Here is a 19,439-nt window from a genome sequence, read left to right as displayed (position 1 = left end):
TATTCAATAGATGAACTGAATGAAATCGCAACCATTGCACTAGGTACCTAAAGATGTGTAGATACCTATGCCCTATGAGAGAGGGCGAGAGGGCTGGGGATGGATATTTAAGAACGTAAACTTTGAATTTCTTTTAAAATACAAGTCTTAACTTGATCGTTTTTTATTAAAGAAAACTCTAATGCGGGTGAATCACTTGATACGTCAACATTACCTTCATATGGAGAAATGATGAGTAACTTTTCATCAAAAAGCATAAAAAAGTTCCAATGAAATTTATTGCTGTGGACAATTTTGATTGTTCCTTTTTTATTTGATTTTCTATGGATACCATCTAATTTTGTTTTACAGTTATTAATTTTAGTTTTTATATCTATAGGGGATTTATTAAAACGGCTAGCTATAATTTTAAGATGCTCAGTATTATTTTCATCAGGAAGGATAAATTCTAATTCGCCTCCTTTTTTTAGGAAAGCTTCTAGAATTTTAGAATGACTTGATATCCAAGAATCAAAATAATGCGTGACGACGGTAACCTTTTTATGATTTTGAAATAAGAGTTTCCAATTTTTATTCTTGAAAAAATCTTGAGTTTTCCAATCATTATTAAAATATGGCTTTACTTCATCTAATGTTCTACGAGCAATATCGTCAATCAACTTTTCATCACGTTGATTTTCGAAGAAATCTGTTAATGACTTTAATAGTAATAAAGATACAGACAAAATTATCAAGGTTGGGATTAATGCATTAGATACATCTTTGCCCAGAGAGTAAAAAGTTTTTGACCATAAAAATGGATCATTACTAAGAAGATATGAAAATAAGAAATATAGTCCTATTAAAACTACAGCAGCAAAGAAGCTAATGATTCCTAAAAATTTTTGAACTGTTTTTAAAAAATCTGAATTCATACGCCTCTTTATTAAATATTAGATTTATAGCTAAATGATTTTATAGGTTTTGATAAATAATACAATTGAAATAGTTAAAATAAAGGACTGAATAATCAGCCCTTTATACACAAATTAGATCAAACTAACAACACATTAAAGCGCCGCAATCTGCTCCATATTCGCTTTAATCTTCGCTAACTGATCCGCAAACTCAGCAAGTTTTACTTTCTCACCTTCAACCACAGCAGCAGGTGCTTTCGCCACAAAACCTTCATTCGCAAGTTTAGTCGCAATTTGGTCGTGCTGCTTTTGAACTTTGTCTAAGTCTTTTTGTAGGCGACCCAATTCCGCTTTCGGGTCAATTAAGCCCTTCATTGGAACGTATACAGATACGTGACCCACGACAGAAGATGAAGACAATGGCGGTTGTTCGCCATCCGTCAAGAAGGTGATGCTTTCAACTTTTGCCAATGCTTTAAATAAGCCTTCAATACGTGTGATCTGCGCTTTTTCAGCTTCAGTGGTGTTTTGCAGAAGAACAGGCAACAAGCGAGCGTTACCTAGACCCATCTCACCACGAATGTTACGCACCGCACCAATCAAACCTTGTAGCCATTGCATATCTGCTTCGGCTTGTTCGTTGATTTTTGCTTCATCTGCAACAGGGTAGTTTGCCAACATAATGGTTTCGCCACCCAAGCCAATCATTGGCGCAAGGGTTTGCCAAATTTCTTCCGTCAAGTACGGCATGATTGGATGAGCAAGACGTAAAGAAGCTTCCATCACCGCAAGTAATACACGACGAACTTCAGCTTTGCGTTCTTCAGAAACAGACTCATCATTCAGAACAGGTTTGGTCAGCTCTACATACCAATCGCAGTATTCATTCCAAATAAAGTCATAAATCGCTTGCGCAGCCAAGTCTAAACGGTAAGTTGCAAATGCTTGATGAACAGCTTGCTCCGCCTTTTGTAAACGGCTCACAATCCACTGTTCAGGCAACTCCCAAAGGTCTTGACGAGCTTCTTGACCAACCGTTTGACCTTCAACATTCATCAATACAAAACGAGTAGCATTCCAAATTTTGTTGGCAAAGTTACGATAACCTTCCACACGTTTCATATCAAATTTGATGTCACGACCTGTGTTCGCCAATGCGCAGAAAGTAAAACGAACCGCATCTGTACCATACGCCTGAATCCCTTCTGGGAATTCTTTGCGGGTCGATTTTTCAATTTTCGCTGCTTGTTTCGGGTTCATCAAACCAGTCGTACGTTTTTGCACCAAAGTTTCAAGATCAACACCATCAATCAAGTCTAATGGGTCAAGCACGTTGCCCTTAGACTTCGACATTTTCTGACCTTCACTGTCACGTACCAAACCGTGAACGTAAACTGTTTTGAACGGTACTTGTGGCGTGCCATCTTCATTCTTCATGAAGTGCATGGTCATCATGATCATACGCGCCACCCAGAAGAAGATGATGTCAAAACCTGTCACCAATACATCAGTGGAGTGGAAGGTATTTAAGAAGTAGTTTTCTGCATCTTTCTTGGCATCACCCGTCCAACCTAAGGTCGAGAATGTCCAAAGTGCAGAGGAGAACCATGTATCCAGTACGTCTTCGTCTTGGTTTAATTGAACATCGGCAGAGATATTGTTTTTCGCACGAACTTCTTCTTCGTTGCGACCTACATAAACATTGCCTTCAGCATCGTACCAAGCAGGAATACGGTGACCCCACCACAATTGACGCGAGATACACCAGTCTTGAATGTTGTTCATCCACGCCATATACATATTGCTGTATTGTTCAGGCACGAACTTGATGCGACCATCTTGCACCGCTTCAATTGCAGGCTGCGCCAACGGTGCAATTTTTACATACCATTGGTCGGTCAATAATGGCTCAACAATCACGCCTGAACGGTCACCGCGTGGTGGTTTTAGCGTGTACGGTTGGATTTGATCTAACCAGCCTTCTGCTTCAGCCTGTTCAACTAACTTTTTACGTGCTTCAAAACGCTCTAAACCAATGTAGTCTGCAGGTGCAGGAATGGCTTTAGAAATTTGTTCGCCTGCTTTCGCAATATATTCAAACTCAGCCAATACTTCAGCATTTTTGTTGAAGATGTTGATGATTGGCAATTCGCAGCGTTTACCCACTTCATAGTCATTGAAGTCGTGTGCAGGGGTAATTTTTACACAGCCTGTACCAAATTCTTTATCGACATATTCATCTTTTACGATTGGAACCGCACGACCTGTAATTGGCAGGATGATGTTTTGACCAACAAGGTGCGAGTAACGCTCATCATCAAGGGCAACCGCAACCGCAGTATCACCCAGCAATGTTTCAGGACGAGTGGTTGCCACTACAATGTGATCTTTACCATCGTGAGTGCGTAGTGATTTATCTTCAAAGAAATATTTGAAGTGCCACAATGAACCTTGTTCTTCTTTATCCGACTCAACTTCTAAGTCAGAAAGGGCAGTTTGTAATTTTGGATCCCAGTTTACAAGGCGTTTGCCGCGGTAAATTAAACCTTCTTCGTGTAGTTTCACGAAAACTTCTTTCACCGCATTCGATAAGCCTTCGTCCATAGTGAAGCGTTCACGTGACCAATCTACCGAAGAACCTAAACGGCGGATTTGACGGGTAATGTTACCGCCAGATTGTTCTTTCCATTCCCAGACTTTTTCGATGAATTTTTCACGACCTAAGTCATGGCGGCTGATATTTTGCGCGCCCAATTGACGCTCTACTACCATTTGTGTGGCAATACCCGCGTGGTCTGTACCCGGTTGCCATAAAGTATTTTTACCCGACATACGGTTAAAGCGCGTGAGGGCATCCATAATGGCGTTGTTAAAACCATGACCCATGTGCAAGCTACCTGTGACGTTTGGCGGCGGAATCATGATACAGAATGATTCGCCTTTTTCAGACGGCTTAAAGTAGCCGTTTTCTTCCCAAGTCTTGTACCATTTTTTCTCGATCTCGGTAGGATCGTAGGTTGTAGCAATATTTTGCGCTGAATCAGTCATAGTAAGAACAGGTTAAAAGTGAATAAAAAATTGCAACTATTGTAGCAAAAAAATTGCCCGCTAAGCGAGATTCAACTCAGCCAAACTTATCGCAATTGGCAGTTGGGCAAACTCATCGTATGATGGGCGACAAGTATGATAAAAACTTCAAGTTCTCCGTTGCCTGTAACACTGTTTTAAACTGGGTTTAAGCAATGGATTTTAAAATAGATGAAAACACATCAATACGGTCAAAATAGGCAAGTTCAGTTATGACTTATGCTGTATCTTTAAAATTAAAACCAGAAACATATCAAAGATTTCAACACATTCATCAACAACTCAATGCAGGTGAATCGGAAAGTTTATCTAAAGCTTTGGGGGCGGTACTGACCGATATTTCTTGTGAAATTATTGAGCAACTTTTTGGTGAATTGTCACGTTCTAGTCATTCACTGGATGGTGAATCTGAAAAAATTATTCAGCAAGTCATACAAACCATGCAAAAATATATGCCATGGTCGGTGTCGTTTTTTGGCAATGAACGCTTAACGCCTATGGTGAATTATCTGGCAAGCATGATGTATCAGCAGGAAGGGCAAGGTTTTGTGACTTATCCTGTCGATAGTATTGTTATGAAAGAAACGTTGGGTTGTATTGAGCAAATTCGGCAGGGCAACAGTGCATGTATTGCGCCTGCATTTAAAGGGTTTACTCAAATTATTGATCAGGGCGTGGGTTATTTAATTCGTGATCCGAAAAAAATGCTGAAATTTAATTTGGTGGTCGATAAAACTTTAAACGGCGTGATTCATTTGACTACGCAACTGGGGTATAAACGCCTAGAAAAAATGGGTGCGCAATTCGATTTGGAAAGTGCAGAGATATATTTAAACCATTTTCTTGGGTTTTTGCAGCATCCTGCAAAACCTAAGACTTAAATTTTGATGACTTAAATTTTTAAATAACGCGGACAAACGGTTATGGCAAAACGGGAAAACTTGGAACATAAAGTGGTGTGGATTACAGGTGCATCTTCTGGCATTGGTAAGGCATTGGCAAAAGAGTGTGCTTTACAAGGTGCACAAGTGATTTTAACCGCACGTCGTTATGAAGAACTTGAAAAAGTACGCGTGAGTTTGCTGAATCCTGAACGTCATCTTTCTGTATGTGCAGATATTACCAATGAAAGTCAGGTGTTACATGCGTATGAACAAGTTTTGGCACGTAAAGGACGCATTGACTGGCTAATTAATAATGCAGGTTTAAGTCAGCGCGCTTTAATTGCCGATACCACTATGCAGACTGAACGCACCATTATGGAAGTGGATTATTTCTCTCAGGTCTTTCTGACCAAAACTGTCTTGCCGACCTTTTTACAGCAAAAACATGGTCGCATTATTTTTGTATCTAGTGTTGCAGCATTATTGGGTACGCAATATCGCGCGTCATATTCTGCAGCGAAAAGTGCCATTCACATGTGGGCGAATAGTTTGCGTGCCGAAGTAGCGGAGCAGGGCGTACAGGTTTCAGTTGTTTTCCCAGGATTTGTGAATACCAAGGTGTCTTTTAATGCGTTGAATGGTGAAGGCAAACCACAAGGACATCAAGATGAAGCCATTGAAAATGGTTTAGATGCCGATGTTTTTGCTAAAAATACAGTTAAAGCACTCATGGCAGGCGATGAATATATCGTGGTCGGGGGCGCTAAAGAAAAACTGGGCGTGTTGGTGTCGCGTTTATCGCCAAGTACTTTATATAAAATGATTCGTAAAACCAAAGTGAAGTAATTTTTAATCAAAGTGACTTCAAAATAAAATAATAAAAACAAAAAGAAGGATGAGCCATGCGTTTAATAATGAAAGGTTTTTTTTTATCAGCGCGTGGCTTTTCGCTTTCTTAGGGATGACTCAAACGACATTTGCCAAATTACAAACAAACGATGATTCGTTGTGTAAACAACCTGAATATATTGAAAAGATTTTACGACAGCACACAAATACAACCACAGTGAATGAGGACTTTTTGGCTTGTGCAGATTTCCCCAATGTTACTGAACAAACTTTAATTGCTTATGCTGAAACTCAGACAAAAGATGATCAACCTGTAGATGATTATCAGCTGACTTTTTTAACCGTAAATAGTAAAACGCAAAAGCTTCATTCAATCTATCACGTGAAAGAGCTTTTGCCTTCAGATGCAATTGAACTGCGTTCTATCCATTTAGATTTGGCGCCGTATCAAGTTTCTGAAAGCTTAAGGGCAATTGGTTTAAGAAGGAATTATGCAGGACGTTCAAGTGCCAATCCTTTTTCGGCGCAAGTACTCGATTTATATGATTTACAACATAACAAGAAAATTTTAAACGGCTTAATCGTAGCGCGCTATCAGGCAGAAACCGATACACGTTGTAATGCCAAAGTAATAGAAAGCAAAGCTATTTTAATGATCTTGCGAAATACAACTCGACAATATTTTGATATGCAATTACGTGATCGTATTCAACATTATGAAATGTCGGGCGATTTAGAAAATTGCAAAGAAACTAAACGAGTGTCTACTCAACAGCGTTTCACTTTAAAATTTGATGGTCGGCAATATCAAATTCCTCAGCCTTATCGAGATCAGTATTTATACTAAATTCTTTACAAACGCTGAAAGATGTACTCAGCGTTTTGCAGAGAATTGACTAACGCTATTTTGAACCGCCGTTCCATAAGCAAAGACTTCGACCATGCCGCCTTGCATCCCCAATTCTGTGGTGCTTAAACGCAGCCCCATAATATGATTTGCGCCCATTTTTTCAGCTTCTAATTTTAAACGGACGATGGCTTCACGACGCGCCCGCTCGACAATACTTTCATAACAGGTCAAACGCCCGCCAAAGAAGTTCTGAATATTGGCAATCACAAACTTAAAATAATCGTGAGAAATGACCACATTACTATGTATCAATTGCCCAAAATTGGGACTGGTCTGGAAGCGGTTATTATCAATCTGAATATAGCTTAAACGCAGTTCTTGCTCGGCTAAATATTTGAAATGCTTGCGTTCGTTGCGTCGCCCAAAACCAAAGCCTACAGCAAATAAAATCGCAAAGACAACAATTTGCAGAATTAAATTATCCATGTGATGTTATTCCTGTCCAATAATCTTTACTTTAGTGTGATGCTGGAAATGGGTCTGGAAGTTTAGGAATATCTGCCTCGACCACCACTGCTGTACCGTAAACAAATAATTCCGAAGCACCTTGGGCAATGTTCGAGGTAGAAAAGCGAATCCCAACAATAGCATTGGCACCTAAACCACGTGCTTTTGCAATCATACGATCCATCGCTTCTTGGCGTGATTCTTCTAGTAATTCGGTATAAGCCGTTAATTCACCACCGACAATATTTTTGAGTCCTGCCAAGAAGTCACGCCCCACATGCTTACTGCGTACGGTGCTGCCATAGACCACATCAATTTGCCGTGAAATACGATGACCTGGTACAGATTCAAGATTACTGAGCAACATAAGATTCTAATATTTAAAAACAAGACGTATTGAAGATATGAAATGTACTGGCAAAAAGCAATAAAAAAGCCCACCGAAGTGAGCTGATTTAGTCTGTATGTGTCTGTATGTATTGAGCTGTTAAGCAGCAAATTTAAGGTAGACGCAAAGGCTTATTGCGCTTTACGTTCTGCCGATGATGCAGGTTGCAAAGTAGCATCTGAAGTGTTGGCTTTCACACCGCCACCCAAAGATTTATACAACTCCACCTGATTGTTCAAATTGGCTTGTTCCAACAACAATAAACCTTGTTCTGCTGCATAAGACGTACGCTGTGCATCCAACACGGTTAAATAGTTGTCAATGCCTGCGCGGAAGCGTGCATTAGATAATTTATAAGTGGTATTGGTCGCATCAACCAAGCGTTTTTGTGCCGCTAAACGATCACCAATATTTTGACGAACTGCCAAAGCATCATTCACTTCACGGAATGCAGACTGAATTGATTTTTCATAGTCAGCCAAAGCAATTTGTTGATCCGTTTCTGAAATTTTGATGTTGGCTTGGCGTGTGCCCCAATCAAAAATTGGCAAGTCGATGCTCGGGCCCACTGCCCAAACAAAACTGCCTGATTTAAACAAATCACTCAAGTCAGTTGATGCATAGCCTGCATTGCCCGTGAGGCTAATGCTTGGGAATAAACGTGCTTTTGCTGCACCAATATTGGCACCCGCAGCCGATAGTCGATACTCTGCAGTACGAATATCAGGACGGTTATTCAGCAAGTCACTTGGTAAACCAGCGTCAATTGCGGTAGTTTTGGTAATGCGCGTCACACGTTGCGTTGGCAATAACGCACTTGGAACTTGTTCGCCCACCAACAAGTTCAGCAAGTTTTGTGCTTGCGCGACTTGGGTTTTGTAGTTGGCGACATCATTACGTGCAGTTTCAACTGAAATTTGTGCCTGACGGACAGGTAATTCACTATCAATGCCGACATCAAAACGCTTTTTGTTGAGGTTATAAGACTCAAGCTGTGTTTTTAAGGTTTGGTCTGCCAGTTTTAAATTGGCATTGGCAAAAGAATAGTTTAGCCATGCTTGCGCCACCTGACCAATCAAGGCAATTTGTGTGGCATCACGCGAGCTTTGAGTTGCCAAGAAGTTATCTAATGCATTGTCTTTTAAGCTGCGTACACGACCCCAAAAATCTAGTTCGTAGGCAGTTACACCTAAACCAACGTTATAGCGTGTGTGTGTGCCTAAAGCAGTACCTTGATCTTGACGCAGTACGCCACCGCTAGCACCAATGGTAGGTAACTGGTTGTTTTCGGTAATTTGATAGGCTTGTTGGGCACGTTGGATATTCAGCGTCGCTGTGCGTAAATCACGGTTATTGTTCAATGCCATATCCAAAACTTGTAATAAGCGTTGATCGGCAAAGAAATCTTTATAACCTTGTTCAGCCACTGAAGTACCCGATGCAGCAGCAGTATAGCTGCTTGGAATACTTGCCTGAGCGACGGGCTCTGGCCCACGCATACTTTGACAAGCTGTCAAAGCAAGCGCGAGGGCAGAAACCGCAATACCACGGCCTGTATGCGACCATAAGTTTTGCATCACGATACATGCTCCTGATTATTTTGTTGTTTTGGTTTGTATTTAAAGATACTTCTAATCCAGACATAGAATACAGGAATAAAGAAGATCCCTAACAAGGTTGAGCTAATCACACCACCTAACACACCATAACCTACTGAGTGTTGGCTACCTGCACCCGCACCTGATGAAAGTGCAAGCGGCAATACACCAAAACCAAAGGCCAAAGTGGTCATAATGATTGGGCGTAAACGCATTTTTGCAGCATGCAAGGTCGCTTCAAACAGGTCTTCACCTTTTTCTTGTAGCTCTTTGGCAAATTCCACAATCAAAATCGCGTTTTTGGCTGATAAACCAATCACGGCAATAATTGCCACTTGGAAGTAAATGTTGTTGGATAGGTTCGGGTTTTTGAACAAGATCATGCCCCCGAAGGTGAGCAATAATGCTCCGACAATACCCAACGGTACCACCAACAGCACCGAGAATGGAATAGACCAGCTTTCATACAAGGCTGCCAAACACAAGAATACAATCAGTAATGACAGTGCATAGAGGAATGGTGCCTGATCGCCAGATTCACGCTCTTCAAGTGATAAACCTGTCCATTCATAGTCAAAGCCGTTTAAGCCCATAGATGGTAGTTTTGCGACAATTTCTTCCATCGCTTGCATGGCTTCACCAGAGCTGACACCTGGCGCAGGCGCACCCTGAATGTTCTTGGCAGATACGCCGTTATAGCGTTCCAAACGAGGTGAACCATAAGTCCATTCGCCTGTTGCAAAGGCTGAGAATGGCACCATTTCACCACGGTTGTTGCGGACATACCACTTGTTCAGGTCTTCAGGCATCATGCGTGAATCAGATTCGGCTTGCACATAGACTTTTTTCACGCGACCACGGTCAATAAAGTCATTGATGTACGAACCACCCCAAGCCATGCCCATGGTGCTGTTGATTTCAGCAATGCTGACACCTGCCGCACCTGCTTGCGCTTGGTCAATAATAATACGGTACTGTGGTGTATCTTCTTGACCATTTGGACGTACGCCCATTAAGCGAGGGTCTTTAGATGCTTCACCCAACACAATATTACGTGCCATGGTGAGTTTTTCATGACCATTGCCCGCAGCATCTTTCAGTTGCAAGTTAAAGCCTGAGCTGACACCTAATTCTGGCATCGCAGGAAGCTGTAATGGCATGATGTAAGTGGCATCTTTCACAATCATGTTCAGTGCCATACCACGCTGGATAATTGCACCAACTTGAGATTCAGGGCTTGTACGCTCACTCCAGTCTTTTAACTTAATGAACGCCATACCTGCGTTTTGACCAACGCCTGAGAAAGAGAAGCCTGAAACACTAAATACCGACTGCACATGCTCTTTTTCATTTTCTCTGAAAAAGTTGGTCATGCTGGTCATGGTGGCGTCAGTACGTTCCAAAGTTGCATTTGGTGGGAGTTGTACCAATGTCATCACCACGCCCTGATCTTCATCAGGCAAGAATGATGATGGTAGTTTTTGGAACACTAACACAATAATGCCCAGTACCACTGCATATAAAACCCCCGAGAAGATTTTATGATGCGTCATGCGGTTAACACCACCTTGATATTTAACCGAGAGCTTATCGAAACTGCGGTTAAACCAGCGGAAGAAACGCGCAAAAATACCGTTGCTTTCAGGCTTGTTTGGATCGTGTTGTTTAAGAATCGTGGCACATAGGGCAGGGGTAAAGGTCAACGCTACGACCAGTGACAACACCATTGCAGTCACAAGCGTAATTGAGAATTGACGATAAATAACGCCTGTAGTCCCACCAAAGAATGCCATAGGTACGAATACCGCAGACAATACCGAGGTAATCCCGATCAGTGCGCCTGAAATCTGTTTCATCGACTTTTCAGTCGCCGCCACAGGGTCAAGATGTTCTTCGACCATGACACGTTCTACGTTTTCCACCACGACAATTGCGTCATCGACCAATAGACCAATCGCCAGTACCATGGCAAACATGGTCAGGGTGTTAATCGAGAAGCCAAACATGTTGATCACGGCAAAGGTACCCAGTACCACCACAGGTACGGCCATAGTTGGAATAATTGTGGCGCGCCAGTTCTGCAAGAACAGGAACATCACAATAAAGACCAAAATGATCGCTTCAATTAAGGTTTTAACAACACTCTTAATCGAAAGTTCAATAAATGGCGTGGTATCAAAAGCCAACTCATCCTTTAAACCCGCAGGGTAGTTAGGACGTAATTGCTTGAGGCGTTCTTCCACAGCAGCAGCAGTATCTAGGGCGTTAGCACCTGTAGATAATTTAATTGCGACACCGCCCGCAGGCTTGCCGTTGTATTTAGAAATAAACTGATAGTTGTCTGCACCAAGTTCAATTCGTGCCACATCACCCAAGCGCACTTGAGCGCCTGAAGCGGTATTTTTTAGAAAAATATTGCTGAATTGTTCAGGTGTTTGCAGCAAGCTTTGCGCAGTTACTGTAGCATTCAAAGCCTGACCTTGAATTGCAGGTGCGCCGCCCAATTGACCTACCGCAACCTGTGCGTTTTGGGTACGAATCGCTTGAGCAATATCACTTGGTGTGACTTGCAAGCTCGCCATTTTGGCAGGGTCCATCCAAATACGCATCGCGTATGAGCCACCAAAGACTTGTACTTCACCCACACCTGCAACACGGCTCAGCGGTTCAGAAATGTTAGAGTTAACATAGTCTTTAATATCATCGGCAGACAGGCTTTCATCAGGTGAATAAAAAGCGAGAACCTGTAAGAAGCTCGCTCCTGATTTGGTCACTTTCACGCCTTGACGTTGCACATCATCAGGCAAGAGCGCCGTAGCAGATTGCAATTTGTTCTGTACTTGAACCTGTGCAATATCTGGGTCGATACCTTGTTCAAAGTTTAACGTAATGGATGCAGAACCGTTCCCCGCACTGTTGGATGAAATATAGCGCAGACCATCCAAGCCGTTCATTTGTTGTTCAATAATTTGCGTTACTGTGTTTTCCACAGTTTCAGCAGATGCACCCGGATAGGTTGCAGCAATGGTGACCGTTGGCGGTGCAATGGTCGGATATTGGGCAATTGGCATATTGGTGAGGGTAATAATCCCCGCCAACATGATTACCAATGAAATCACCCATGCAAAAATGGGGCGATGAATAAAAAAGTGAGCCATTAACGTCTACTCCTTATGTATTTGAAGTAGCTTTTGATTCAGTTGCTTGGGCTTCTGAGGCTGGTTTGGCATCCCCCGATTTTGCTGGTGCAGCAGGTGCAGCGCCTTGCGGTTGATACGGCTTAGCGACCACTTGCTGTTCAGGTTTTACTTTGGCAATACCTTCGACAATCACTTTATCGCCAGTTTGCAAACCTTCAGTCACAATCCAGTTGCTGCCTTGCGTACCAACTGTGGTCACAGGACGCGGTTCAACAATACCTTTGGCATTCACAATCATTGCCATTGCCTGACCTGTTGGGGTACGGCTAATCGCAGCTTGTGGAATTAAGATTGCGTTAGGAATCACACCTTGCACAATTTGCGCAGTGGCAAACATACCCGGCAATAATAAATGATTTGAATTTGGGAACACGGCGCGTAAAGTCACGGTGCCTGTTTCTGGGTTCACGCTGGCATCAGAAAAAGCCAAACGACCTTCAACAGGGTAGTAGCTGCCATCTTCAAGTTTTAATTTTACTTTGGTGTTGTTGCTGCTATTTAAACTACCTTGACTCAATTGCTGACGTAAACGTAGTAACTCTGCGCTGGACTGATTGATGTCTACATAAATTGGGTCTAAGCGTTGAATCGTCACCAACGGTTCCGCCTGACTAGCCGTAACCAATGCACCTGCAGTCACAGTAGAGCGGTTAGTTTGCCCTGAAATTGGGGCACGTACAGTCGAATAGCCTAGGTTAATTTCGGCATTGCGTACTTCTGCTTGAGTCGCAGCAACATCGGCTTCGGCGAGTTTTACCTGTGCCACAATGTCATCATATTCTTGTTTAGAGATTGCATTGCTGCCTACCAACTGACGGTAACGACCTTCTTTAATGCGTAACACATTCAATTGCGCTTGCTGGCGGGTGAGTGCTGCACGGCTACTGTCTAGACTGGCACGGTTGGTACGTGAGTCAATTTCATAAAGCGCCTGACCCTCACGCACGTAGCTGCCTTCGGTAAATAAACGTTTCAGAACCACACCACTGGTTTGTGGGCGAACTTCTGAAATTTCAAAGGCTGTGGTACGTCCAGACAGTTCTACAGACTGTTCCACGCTTTGTGGCTGTGCCACCAGTACGCCAACCTCAGTCGGTGGCATTTGCTGAGCTGCACCTGCTTGCTGTGCATCTTTTGGATCTTTGCTACAACCCACAAGTGCTAAACTTGTGGCTAATGCGCAAGCAGTCAGGGCAGGAGCCCAAAGCTTTGCAGACATCATTCTTTCACCTCTATTAGATTTTTATCTAAACTTATGTATTGGTTTGTCTTGCAGATATTGAGCGCAAAACAGATACCACAATGTGATCCAAATAAAACTTATGCTCCAACCAGAGAGGACATCTGAAGGATAGTGCACTCCCAGATACACACGGGAAATGCCCATCAGCAACATCCATAACCACGCGCACACAGACAAAATTTTATGCGCTGGATGTTGCAAACTCAGGTAAATCACCAAACAACCTAAAGTTGCAGCATAAAAACTATGAGCGCTTGGAAATGATGCGCCAAAAGTTTCCACCAAATGCAATGCTTCAGGCGGGCGAGGTCGCGCGAATAGGTATTTGAGCAGCCATGAAAGCGCAATACTTACGACCAGTCCTACACTGATAAAAACAATTTTTGTGTATTTTTTATACCATGCCAAATAGAAACACCATAGGCAGGTTAAAAATAATACAAATGGCATGCCACCTAATACAGAAAGTGTGATTGCCAATTGATTCAAATGTGCGGTGCGCTGGGTACTTAAAAACTCCACACTGGCAACATCAAATTGTTGCCAACTTGGAATGTTTAGCACTAACACACTGATTATAAATAGTAAACTACCGAGATAAAGCAGTATTTTAGGCATGCTAAAAATCCCTGTAAGTTTAACCGATTTGAGCACGGTTGATGAATGGAATAAAGTGTACTAGTCAGTACACTTTATTTCAAGCCAATGTAAATGAGAAGAATTTCTTTTTTTGTTACTTTGTGCGCAATGTAAATGTGCACTAAATTTTAGCATTTCGTTCAGTATTTGAGGATGAATCGTCATCCACTGTAATTGGTTGTTTCGGTGGCCAAAAGAAATCACTTGGACGGGTTAAGAAGTGAGTCAGCACCAATTTTGCCAAAGGTTTCCACTGTTCAAAACGTACCCGACGCGCACGCAATGCCACAATAATGGTTAAAGTAAAGCTGACAAATAAGTTGGTTAAACCAATTAGCAGTACGCCTAAAAAGGACACAATAATCAGGCCAATTTCAGGTGAGCCATTAATATTCATTAAACCCTGAATAAAGTTGGCAGAAGCGAAGGCAATGTGGCGAATATCAATCGGTAAACCCAAAATATAACCCAGCGTAGCGGTACTGCCGAGCATAATCCCGAACAGGAAATTACCTGCCAAAGCCCCTAAGTTTCGTTCTATATAATTGGCAAATATATTGAGACGTTCTTGTCCGAGTAACTTCTTTAAATGCAGATGAGCTTTTAAGCGCGGCCCGACTTTACGATACACCGCCATGTTATCGAAATAACCTGCAATCAAACCAGACAGAAATAAAAATACCCCTGCAATGGCGGCATGTGGAATGGCAAGTGAAGTAAACGGATTCAAGTCGTGCAGCATATTGGATGCTTTGGCATGTGACATCAACGGTTCATGCAACATGGCATCCCAACTAAACGCAATTAAGGCTGCGACTGGAATGGCAATCGAGATATTGCCCAAAATGGCGACGAACTGCGTGCGGATAATATTAATAATTAAGGCAGCAAGTTCGGCAATTTGTGCCATTTTAGAGCCTTTACGATGCTGTACCGTAGAAGCCAATGCTGCAGCAGTCATTGCGGGTTGTTTGGTGGCAACAGTAAAGTGCAAGACATGAATCAGCATAAAACCAAATGAATAAATCATGCTGTTGATGATGGCCTGCATCATCGGAGCGAGCACTAAACGCGAGGCGAGGGTTTTTAAAGTCGCCATCGTGGCAATTAAAACACCTGCACCTGCCGCAGCTTTATACATGCCCCAAAAGCCGTCTTTGTCGGTACTTACATAATGCTCACCCGTTTTACTGGCATTTTCAGTGACTTGTAAGGCAATTAACTCACTGTTTTCTGCAAGCAAGGAGCGTACACTGCGTTCGCTATACAATGCCGCAGTTACATCTACCAGTAATTGTCCTGCCGAAACATAACGGACTTTGTCTTGCGCCACGATTAAATTCAGCAACAGTTCAATCCGCTCTAAACATTGTTCAAGTAAAGACAATAAGTAGGTCAGACTGATGCTGACGCCAGTTCGTTTGGTGGCACGACGAATTTTACTGCTGACATCATGACATTGGTCAATCATCACCAAAGCTTGAGAGGCATCGGGTGGTTGAATGGCACTGATTTGATCGTGTTGTTGATCGGCAACTTTATAAAGCTGAATAAACTCGTTGATTTCGCGGTTTTGTGCCAAAAAAGGTGAATCATATTCACTTAGTTCAGGATAGGCACTAATAAATTCAGGATATAAACCAATGCCGCTGACCCGATATGACAGCACTGTTAGAGCTTTAATAATTTCACTGCGAATCAGGCGTTTTTGTGTTTGTCCGCCATGTCCGCGATTCAGTAAAGTAAATAATTGCTGCCATTCGGTATCTTCAATATTGTCGAGCCAGTATTTATCACTACGTAGTGGAAAAACTCGACGGACTAAATCTTGCAGTTGGCTTTCATCATTAATCAGCGGTAAAAAGTGCGCGCCCAAACGCTGAAACAACTGATTCCAAAAACCATCGAGCGATAAAATTCCCGTGTCGGCATATAAACTGGTTTGTTTGTATTGATTGATTAGACGTAAAACAAAATGTTGCAAGGTTGAGCTGGCATCGGGTGTCAGCAGCAAGGCTTGTAAGAAAGCTTGAAACTTTTGATGAGTTTCTTCTAAATCTTGAGTGTCACTTGGACGGATACGATTGACCAGTTCAATCAGCAGATTTTCATCCAGAACAGCTTTTGGTGTATCCAGCTGTTCTTGCATTTTTCTAAATAAATCGTTGAGTTTTATATGCATAAGCTGCTTAAATTATTGAATGCGATGTAAAGCCAATAAGGCTAAATTCTTTAAGGCCTGACGATACTCCGAGTCTGGCAGTGCTTCTAAAGCGGCAATAGCGGCTTTAGTTTCTTCTGTGGCACGTTGGCGGCAATAATCGAGAGCGCCAGAGGACTGCACAATGGCAATAACCTGATCGAGGTCAGAAGTACCACCTGTCGCAATACTGCGACGAATAATTTGGTGTTGTTCGCCAGTGGTATTTCTTAATGCAGAGATTAAAGGCAAAGTTGGTTTGCCTTCCATTAAATCATCGCCAATATTTTTACCTAATGTTTCAGCGTCTGATGTGTAATCTAAAATATCATCAATAATTTGGAAGGCATTGCCAAAGTGTCCTGCAAATAAACGCAACGGCTCGCGGTACTGTGGCGTGCCTGTTAAAATTGCTGCACCTTCGGTGGCAAGTTCAAATAAACGTGAAGTTTTGCCGTGAATAATGTCTAAATAAATTTGTTCTGTGGTGTCGGGTTGATGCTGTGCCTGTAATTGTAAAACTTCACCTTCGGCAATTTCACAAGTCCCTGTAGAAAAGTCTTTTAGCAATACCAAATCGTTTAAATCGACCAATAAGTCAAAGGCGCGGGAGATTAAAAAGTCACCGACTAAAACCGCTGTTTGGTTATTCCAAGTGGCGTTAGCAGTAGGTCGACCACGACGTAAACCAGACTCATCCACCACATCATCATGCACCAAAGTTGCGGTATGCAGCATTTCAATAATTGCAGCCAGTTTACGTTGACGCTCTAAATCTTCTGCACCACAAGCTTTGGCAGCAAGTAAGCACATAATTGGACGCATGCGCTTACCGCCAGCTTCGACCACATGCTTACTAACCGCCATCACTAACGCGACTTTAGAGGTAATCCCTTCATTAATAAATGTATCCATCGCGGCAAAATCAGAAGCAACAGGGGCGAGAATGTCTTGCTTAAAGTCGATGGTCATGTGAAGAGAAACCTCAATAATATTGAATGACAACTTAGTTGAATCAGTTGTAACTTATGTTACAGCCAAGAAAACTGCTTAAGTCTGCGAAAATAACGCAATGAATGCAATAGTTAGGCACCTGCCAAATGCTGTAATTGTTAATTCTACTAGAAAACGAAGTCAATAACTTTGTGGGTGAATTCAGTTATTTGCTCAAGTTGGGCATGATTTTAACAAGCACAGCAGTTTACGCCAACACAATCTGTCTGTATTGATTGATCCATTGAATATGGATGAGGCTGCAGAAAGTCATTTACGCGGCTGGGTATTAAATAATCAACCTTGTTGTGCAATAATTGCCGTAAATGGCTTGTTGTTTGTGCGAATATCGCTTAAAATCTTTGCCCTTGAATAACCCCCAGTGGCGTTCGTTTTAAGATCGATATATCCCTTTATCGGCACGACGACACGGGCATGTTTGGAGTACATTATGTACGCAGTAATCCAAAGCGGTGGTAAACAGCACCGTGTTGTTGAGGGTGAAACCCTTAAAGTTGAATTATTGAAAGCTGAAACTGGCGCAACTATTACGTTTGATGACGTATTAATGGTTGTAAACGGTGACAACGTTCAAATCGGTGCTCCAGTTGTTGCTGGCGCTAAAGTAACTGCAGAAGTGGTTGGTCATGGTCGTCACGACAAAATCCGTATTGTTAAAATGCGTCGTCGTAAACACTACCGTAAGCAACAAGGTCACCGTCAATGGTTTACCGAGTTGAAAATTACTGGTATTGCAGGCTAATCACTAGGAGTAAATAGACATGGCAACTAAAAAAGCCGGTGGATCGACTAAGAACGGTCGTGATTCGAATCCTAAGATGTTAGGTGTTAAAGTTTACGGTGGTCAAACTGTAACTGCTGGTAACATCATCGTTCGTCAACGTGGTACAGAATTCCACGCTGGTGCAAACGTAGGTATGGGCCGTGACCATACTTTATTTGCTACTGCTGACGGCGTAGTAAAATTCGAAGTGAAAGGTCAATTTGGCCGTCGCTACGTATCTGTTGAAGCGTAAGCTGAAATAGTGAAAAAACCCACAAGTGATTGTGGGTTTTTTTATGCTTGTATGATGGAAAATTAGGGTCAAAGGATAACTTTTAGTTCTTCATCATGATGGATAAATTTCTACATTTTATATTAATAAGCATACAAAACTTCTTATTTTCTATCATATTAGCGCCAGAAATTGGTTTAAGATGGGACATCCAAAACATTGCGATTGAGCAAATATAAAAAGGTGAATCTATGAATATGCTTCGTAAAACGATGTGTGCTGTGGCATTAGGTGCAACCACTTTAGCGCCAATCATGAGTACTACAGTGTTTGCTGCGCCAGTGGCAGCATCGGAGCAACAAGCGACAGCAAACCTTGTTAAACAATTGAATGGTATTAAAAGTTTTACCGCCAATTTTGAGCAAACCACCAAAGTCAGCAATAATGGCAAGGCTTTGCCAAACCGTGGTTTATCGGCACAGCACATGAACCAGAATTTTAAAGGGGTTATGAAAGTTGAGCGTCCGGGTAAATTCTTTTGGGAAACCACCAGTCCAGCCAAACAAACAATTGTGACTACGGGTAAAACCGTATGGATTTATGACCCAGACTTACAACAAGCTGTACGCCAAAGCCTAGATGATCAAGTGGCAAATACGCCTGCGTTGTTGCTTTCGGGCAATACCAATCAAATCATGCAGTCGTATCGTGTGACCCAGCCGAATAAGTCAAAGACTTATTACACCTTATACCCAAAAAGTGATGATGGCGTATTTCAGAGTTTAACCATTAGTTTTGGTGCGCGTAACGCGCCAACCTTAATGATTTTACAGGACTCATTGGGACAAACCACGCATGTGCGCTTTAATAATGTAAAAGTCAATGCGGCGATACCAGCCTCAACTTTTAATTTTACTCCACCAAAAGGCACGGACATTATTGATCAATAATTGAATGTTTTCATACATTCTTTTAAAAGCATAATTTGTTATTCCTTATCCTAGCCTTCTCCCACAGGGCATAGGTATCTACACATCTTTAGGTACCTAGTGCAATGGTTGCGATTTCATTCAGTTCATCTATTGAATA

The 19,439-nt window shown here is 42.2% G+C and carries 16 protein-coding genes; 6 read left to right on the top strand and 10 right to left on the bottom strand.

The annotated features are described in order from the left end of the window. Positions 1-107 precede the first annotated feature (107 nt). A complete protein-coding gene (locus CF596_RS13120; RefSeq protein ID WP_096902731.1) occupies positions 108-914 on the bottom strand; it encodes a hypothetical protein in 807 nt (268 codons plus the stop codon). A gap of 135 nt (positions 915-1,049) precedes the next feature. Continuing rightward, positions 1,050-3,944 (bottom strand): valine--tRNA ligase, encoded by a 2,895-nt coding sequence (locus CF596_RS13115; protein ID WP_096902730.1) that lies wholly within the window; start codon positions 3,942-3,944, stop codon positions 1,050-1,052. Positions 3,945-4,195: 251 nt separating this feature from the next. Between CF596_RS13115 and CF596_RS13110 the strand changes: the two genes are divergently transcribed. The 3 genes from CF596_RS13110 (at position 4,196) to CF596_RS13100 (ending at position 6,563) form a co-directional block, all read left to right on the top strand. Then, entirely contained in the window at positions 4,196-4,864 is a 669-nt protein-coding gene (locus CF596_RS13110; RefSeq protein ID WP_004972289.1) for a hypothetical protein, read from the top strand. Between the two features lie 42 nt (positions 4,865-4,906). Continuing rightward, positions 4,907-5,713, top strand: coding sequence for an SDR family NAD(P)-dependent oxidoreductase (locus CF596_RS13105; protein WP_096902729.1), 807 nt, complete (start codon positions 4,907-4,909; stop codon positions 5,711-5,713). A gap of 115 nt (positions 5,714-5,828) precedes the next feature. Further along, positions 5,829-6,563 carry a hypothetical protein gene (locus CF596_RS13100; protein WP_096902728.1) on the top strand — a complete coding sequence of 245 codons (735 nt, stop codon included), beginning with the start codon at positions 5,829-5,831 and terminating at the stop codon, positions 6,561-6,563. Positions 6,564-6,590: 27 nt separating this feature from the next. Here CF596_RS13100 and CF596_RS13095 read toward each other — a convergent pair whose 3' ends face one another. The 8 genes from CF596_RS13095 to sdsA form a co-directional block, all read right to left on the bottom strand. Then, positions 6,591-7,052: a heavy metal-binding domain-containing protein gene (locus CF596_RS13095; RefSeq protein WP_096902727.1), complete on the bottom strand. Its 462-nt coding sequence runs from the start codon at positions 7,050-7,052 to the stop codon at positions 6,591-6,593. Between the two features lie 31 nt (positions 7,053-7,083). Next, on the bottom strand, positions 7,084-7,440 hold the full coding sequence (locus tag CF596_RS13090; protein WP_004972285.1) for a YbjQ family protein: 357 nt from the start codon (positions 7,438-7,440) through the stop codon (positions 7,084-7,086). Positions 7,441-7,592: 152 nt separating this feature from the next. Further along, the gene (gene adeK / locus CF596_RS13085; RefSeq protein ID WP_096902726.1) at positions 7,593-9,038 is read right to left on the bottom strand and encodes a multidrug efflux RND transporter AdeIJK outer membrane channel subunit AdeK; all 1,446 of its coding nucleotides are present in this window, start codon (positions 9,036-9,038) and stop codon (positions 7,593-7,595) included. Continuing rightward, entirely contained in the window at positions 9,038-12,217 is a 3,180-nt protein-coding gene (locus CF596_RS13080) for an efflux RND transporter permease subunit (protein ID WP_004972283.1), read from the bottom strand. Before CF596_RS13080 ends, adeK begins: the two co-directional genes overlap by 1 nt. A gap of 13 nt (positions 12,218-12,230) precedes the next feature. Then, positions 12,231-13,481 (bottom strand): efflux RND transporter periplasmic adaptor subunit, encoded by a 1,251-nt coding sequence (locus CF596_RS13075; protein WP_096902725.1) that lies wholly within the window; start codon positions 13,479-13,481, stop codon positions 12,231-12,233. 21 nt (positions 13,482-13,502) lie between these two features. Beyond that, positions 13,503-14,120, bottom strand: a complete 618-nt coding sequence (locus CF596_RS13070; protein WP_004972280.1) for a phosphatase PAP2 family protein — start codon at positions 14,118-14,120, stop codon at positions 13,503-13,505. 142 nt (positions 14,121-14,262) lie between these two features. Next, positions 14,263-16,323: a site-specific recombinase gene (locus tag CF596_RS13065; RefSeq protein ID WP_004972279.1), complete on the bottom strand. Its 2,061-nt coding sequence runs from the start codon at positions 16,321-16,323 to the stop codon at positions 14,263-14,265. A 12-nt stretch (positions 16,324-16,335) separates the two neighbouring features. Further along, entirely contained in the window at positions 16,336-17,313 is a 978-nt protein-coding gene (gene sdsA, locus CF596_RS13060; protein WP_096902724.1) for an All-trans-nonaprenyl-diphosphate synthase, read from the bottom strand. Positions 17,314-17,785: 472 nt separating this feature from the next. Here sdsA and rplU point away from each other — a divergent pair, with 472 nt between their 5' ends. From rplU to lolA, 3 genes are all read left to right on the top strand, one after another. Beyond that, the gene (rplU, locus tag CF596_RS13055; protein ID WP_004972275.1) at positions 17,786-18,097 is read left to right on the top strand and encodes a 50S ribosomal protein L21; all 312 of its coding nucleotides are present in this window, start codon (positions 17,786-17,788) and stop codon (positions 18,095-18,097) included. A gap of 19 nt (positions 18,098-18,116) precedes the next feature. Beyond that, complete coding sequence (gene rpmA, locus CF596_RS13050; RefSeq protein ID WP_004760935.1) at positions 18,117-18,371, top strand: 50S ribosomal protein L27; 255 nt, start codon at positions 18,117-18,119, stop codon at positions 18,369-18,371. A 230-nt stretch (positions 18,372-18,601) separates the two neighbouring features. Next, positions 18,602-19,300, top strand: a complete 699-nt coding sequence (gene lolA, locus CF596_RS13045) for an outer membrane lipoprotein chaperone LolA (RefSeq protein WP_096902723.1) — start codon at positions 18,602-18,604, stop codon at positions 19,298-19,300. The last annotated feature ends 139 nt before the right edge of the window (positions 19,301-19,439 follow it).

Origin of the sequence: Acinetobacter sp. YT-02, assembly GCF_002412355.1 — a bacterium.
GTDB classification, from domain to species: Bacteria; Pseudomonadota; Gammaproteobacteria; order Pseudomonadales; family Moraxellaceae; genus Acinetobacter; species Acinetobacter towneri.
Note: the sequence above shows the minus strand (reverse complement) of the source record. Positions and strands in the feature narration are given on the sequence as shown.

Coding starts and splice junctions, on each gene's coding strand:
- CF596_RS13120 (WP_096902731.1), bottom strand. CDS start 914: ATGAATTCAGATTTTTTAAAAACAGTTCAAAAATTTTTAGGAATCATT.
- CF596_RS13115 (WP_096902730.1), bottom strand. CDS start 3,944: ATGACTGATTCAGCGCAAAATATTGCTACAACCTACGATCCTACCGAG.
- CF596_RS13110 (WP_004972289.1), top strand. CDS start 4,196: ATGACTTATGCTGTATCTTTAAAATTAAAACCAGAAACATATCAAAGA.
- CF596_RS13105 (WP_096902729.1), top strand. CDS start 4,907: ATGGCAAAACGGGAAAACTTGGAACATAAAGTGGTGTGGATTACAGGT.
- CF596_RS13100 (WP_096902728.1), top strand. CDS start 5,829: ATGACTCAAACGACATTTGCCAAATTACAAACAAACGATGATTCGTTG.
- CF596_RS13095 (WP_096902727.1), bottom strand. CDS start 7,052: ATGGATAATTTAATTCTGCAAATTGTTGTCTTTGCGATTTTATTTGCT.
- CF596_RS13090 (WP_004972285.1), bottom strand. CDS start 7,440: ATGTTGCTCAGTAATCTTGAATCTGTACCAGGTCATCGTATTTCACGG.
- adeK (WP_096902726.1), bottom strand. CDS start 9,038: ATGCAAAACTTATGGTCGCATACAGGCCGTGGTATTGCGGTTTCTGCC.
- CF596_RS13080 (WP_004972283.1), bottom strand. CDS start 12,217: ATGGCTCACTTTTTTATTCATCGCCCCATTTTTGCATGGGTGATTTCA.
- CF596_RS13075 (WP_096902725.1), bottom strand. CDS start 13,481: ATGATGTCTGCAAAGCTTTGGGCTCCTGCCCTGACTGCTTGCGCATTA.
- CF596_RS13070 (WP_004972280.1), bottom strand. CDS start 14,120: ATGCCTAAAATACTGCTTTATCTCGGTAGTTTACTATTTATAATCAGT.
- CF596_RS13065 (WP_004972279.1), bottom strand. CDS start 16,323: ATGCATATAAAACTCAACGATTTATTTAGAAAAATGCAAGAACAGCTG.
- sdsA (WP_096902724.1), bottom strand. CDS start 17,313: ATGACCATCGACTTTAAGCAAGACATTCTCGCCCCTGTTGCTTCTGAT.
- rplU (WP_004972275.1), top strand. CDS start 17,786: ATGTACGCAGTAATCCAAAGCGGTGGTAAACAGCACCGTGTTGTTGAG.
- rpmA (WP_004760935.1), top strand. CDS start 18,117: ATGGCAACTAAAAAAGCCGGTGGATCGACTAAGAACGGTCGTGATTCG.
- lolA (WP_096902723.1), top strand. CDS start 18,602: ATGAATATGCTTCGTAAAACGATGTGTGCTGTGGCATTAGGTGCAACC.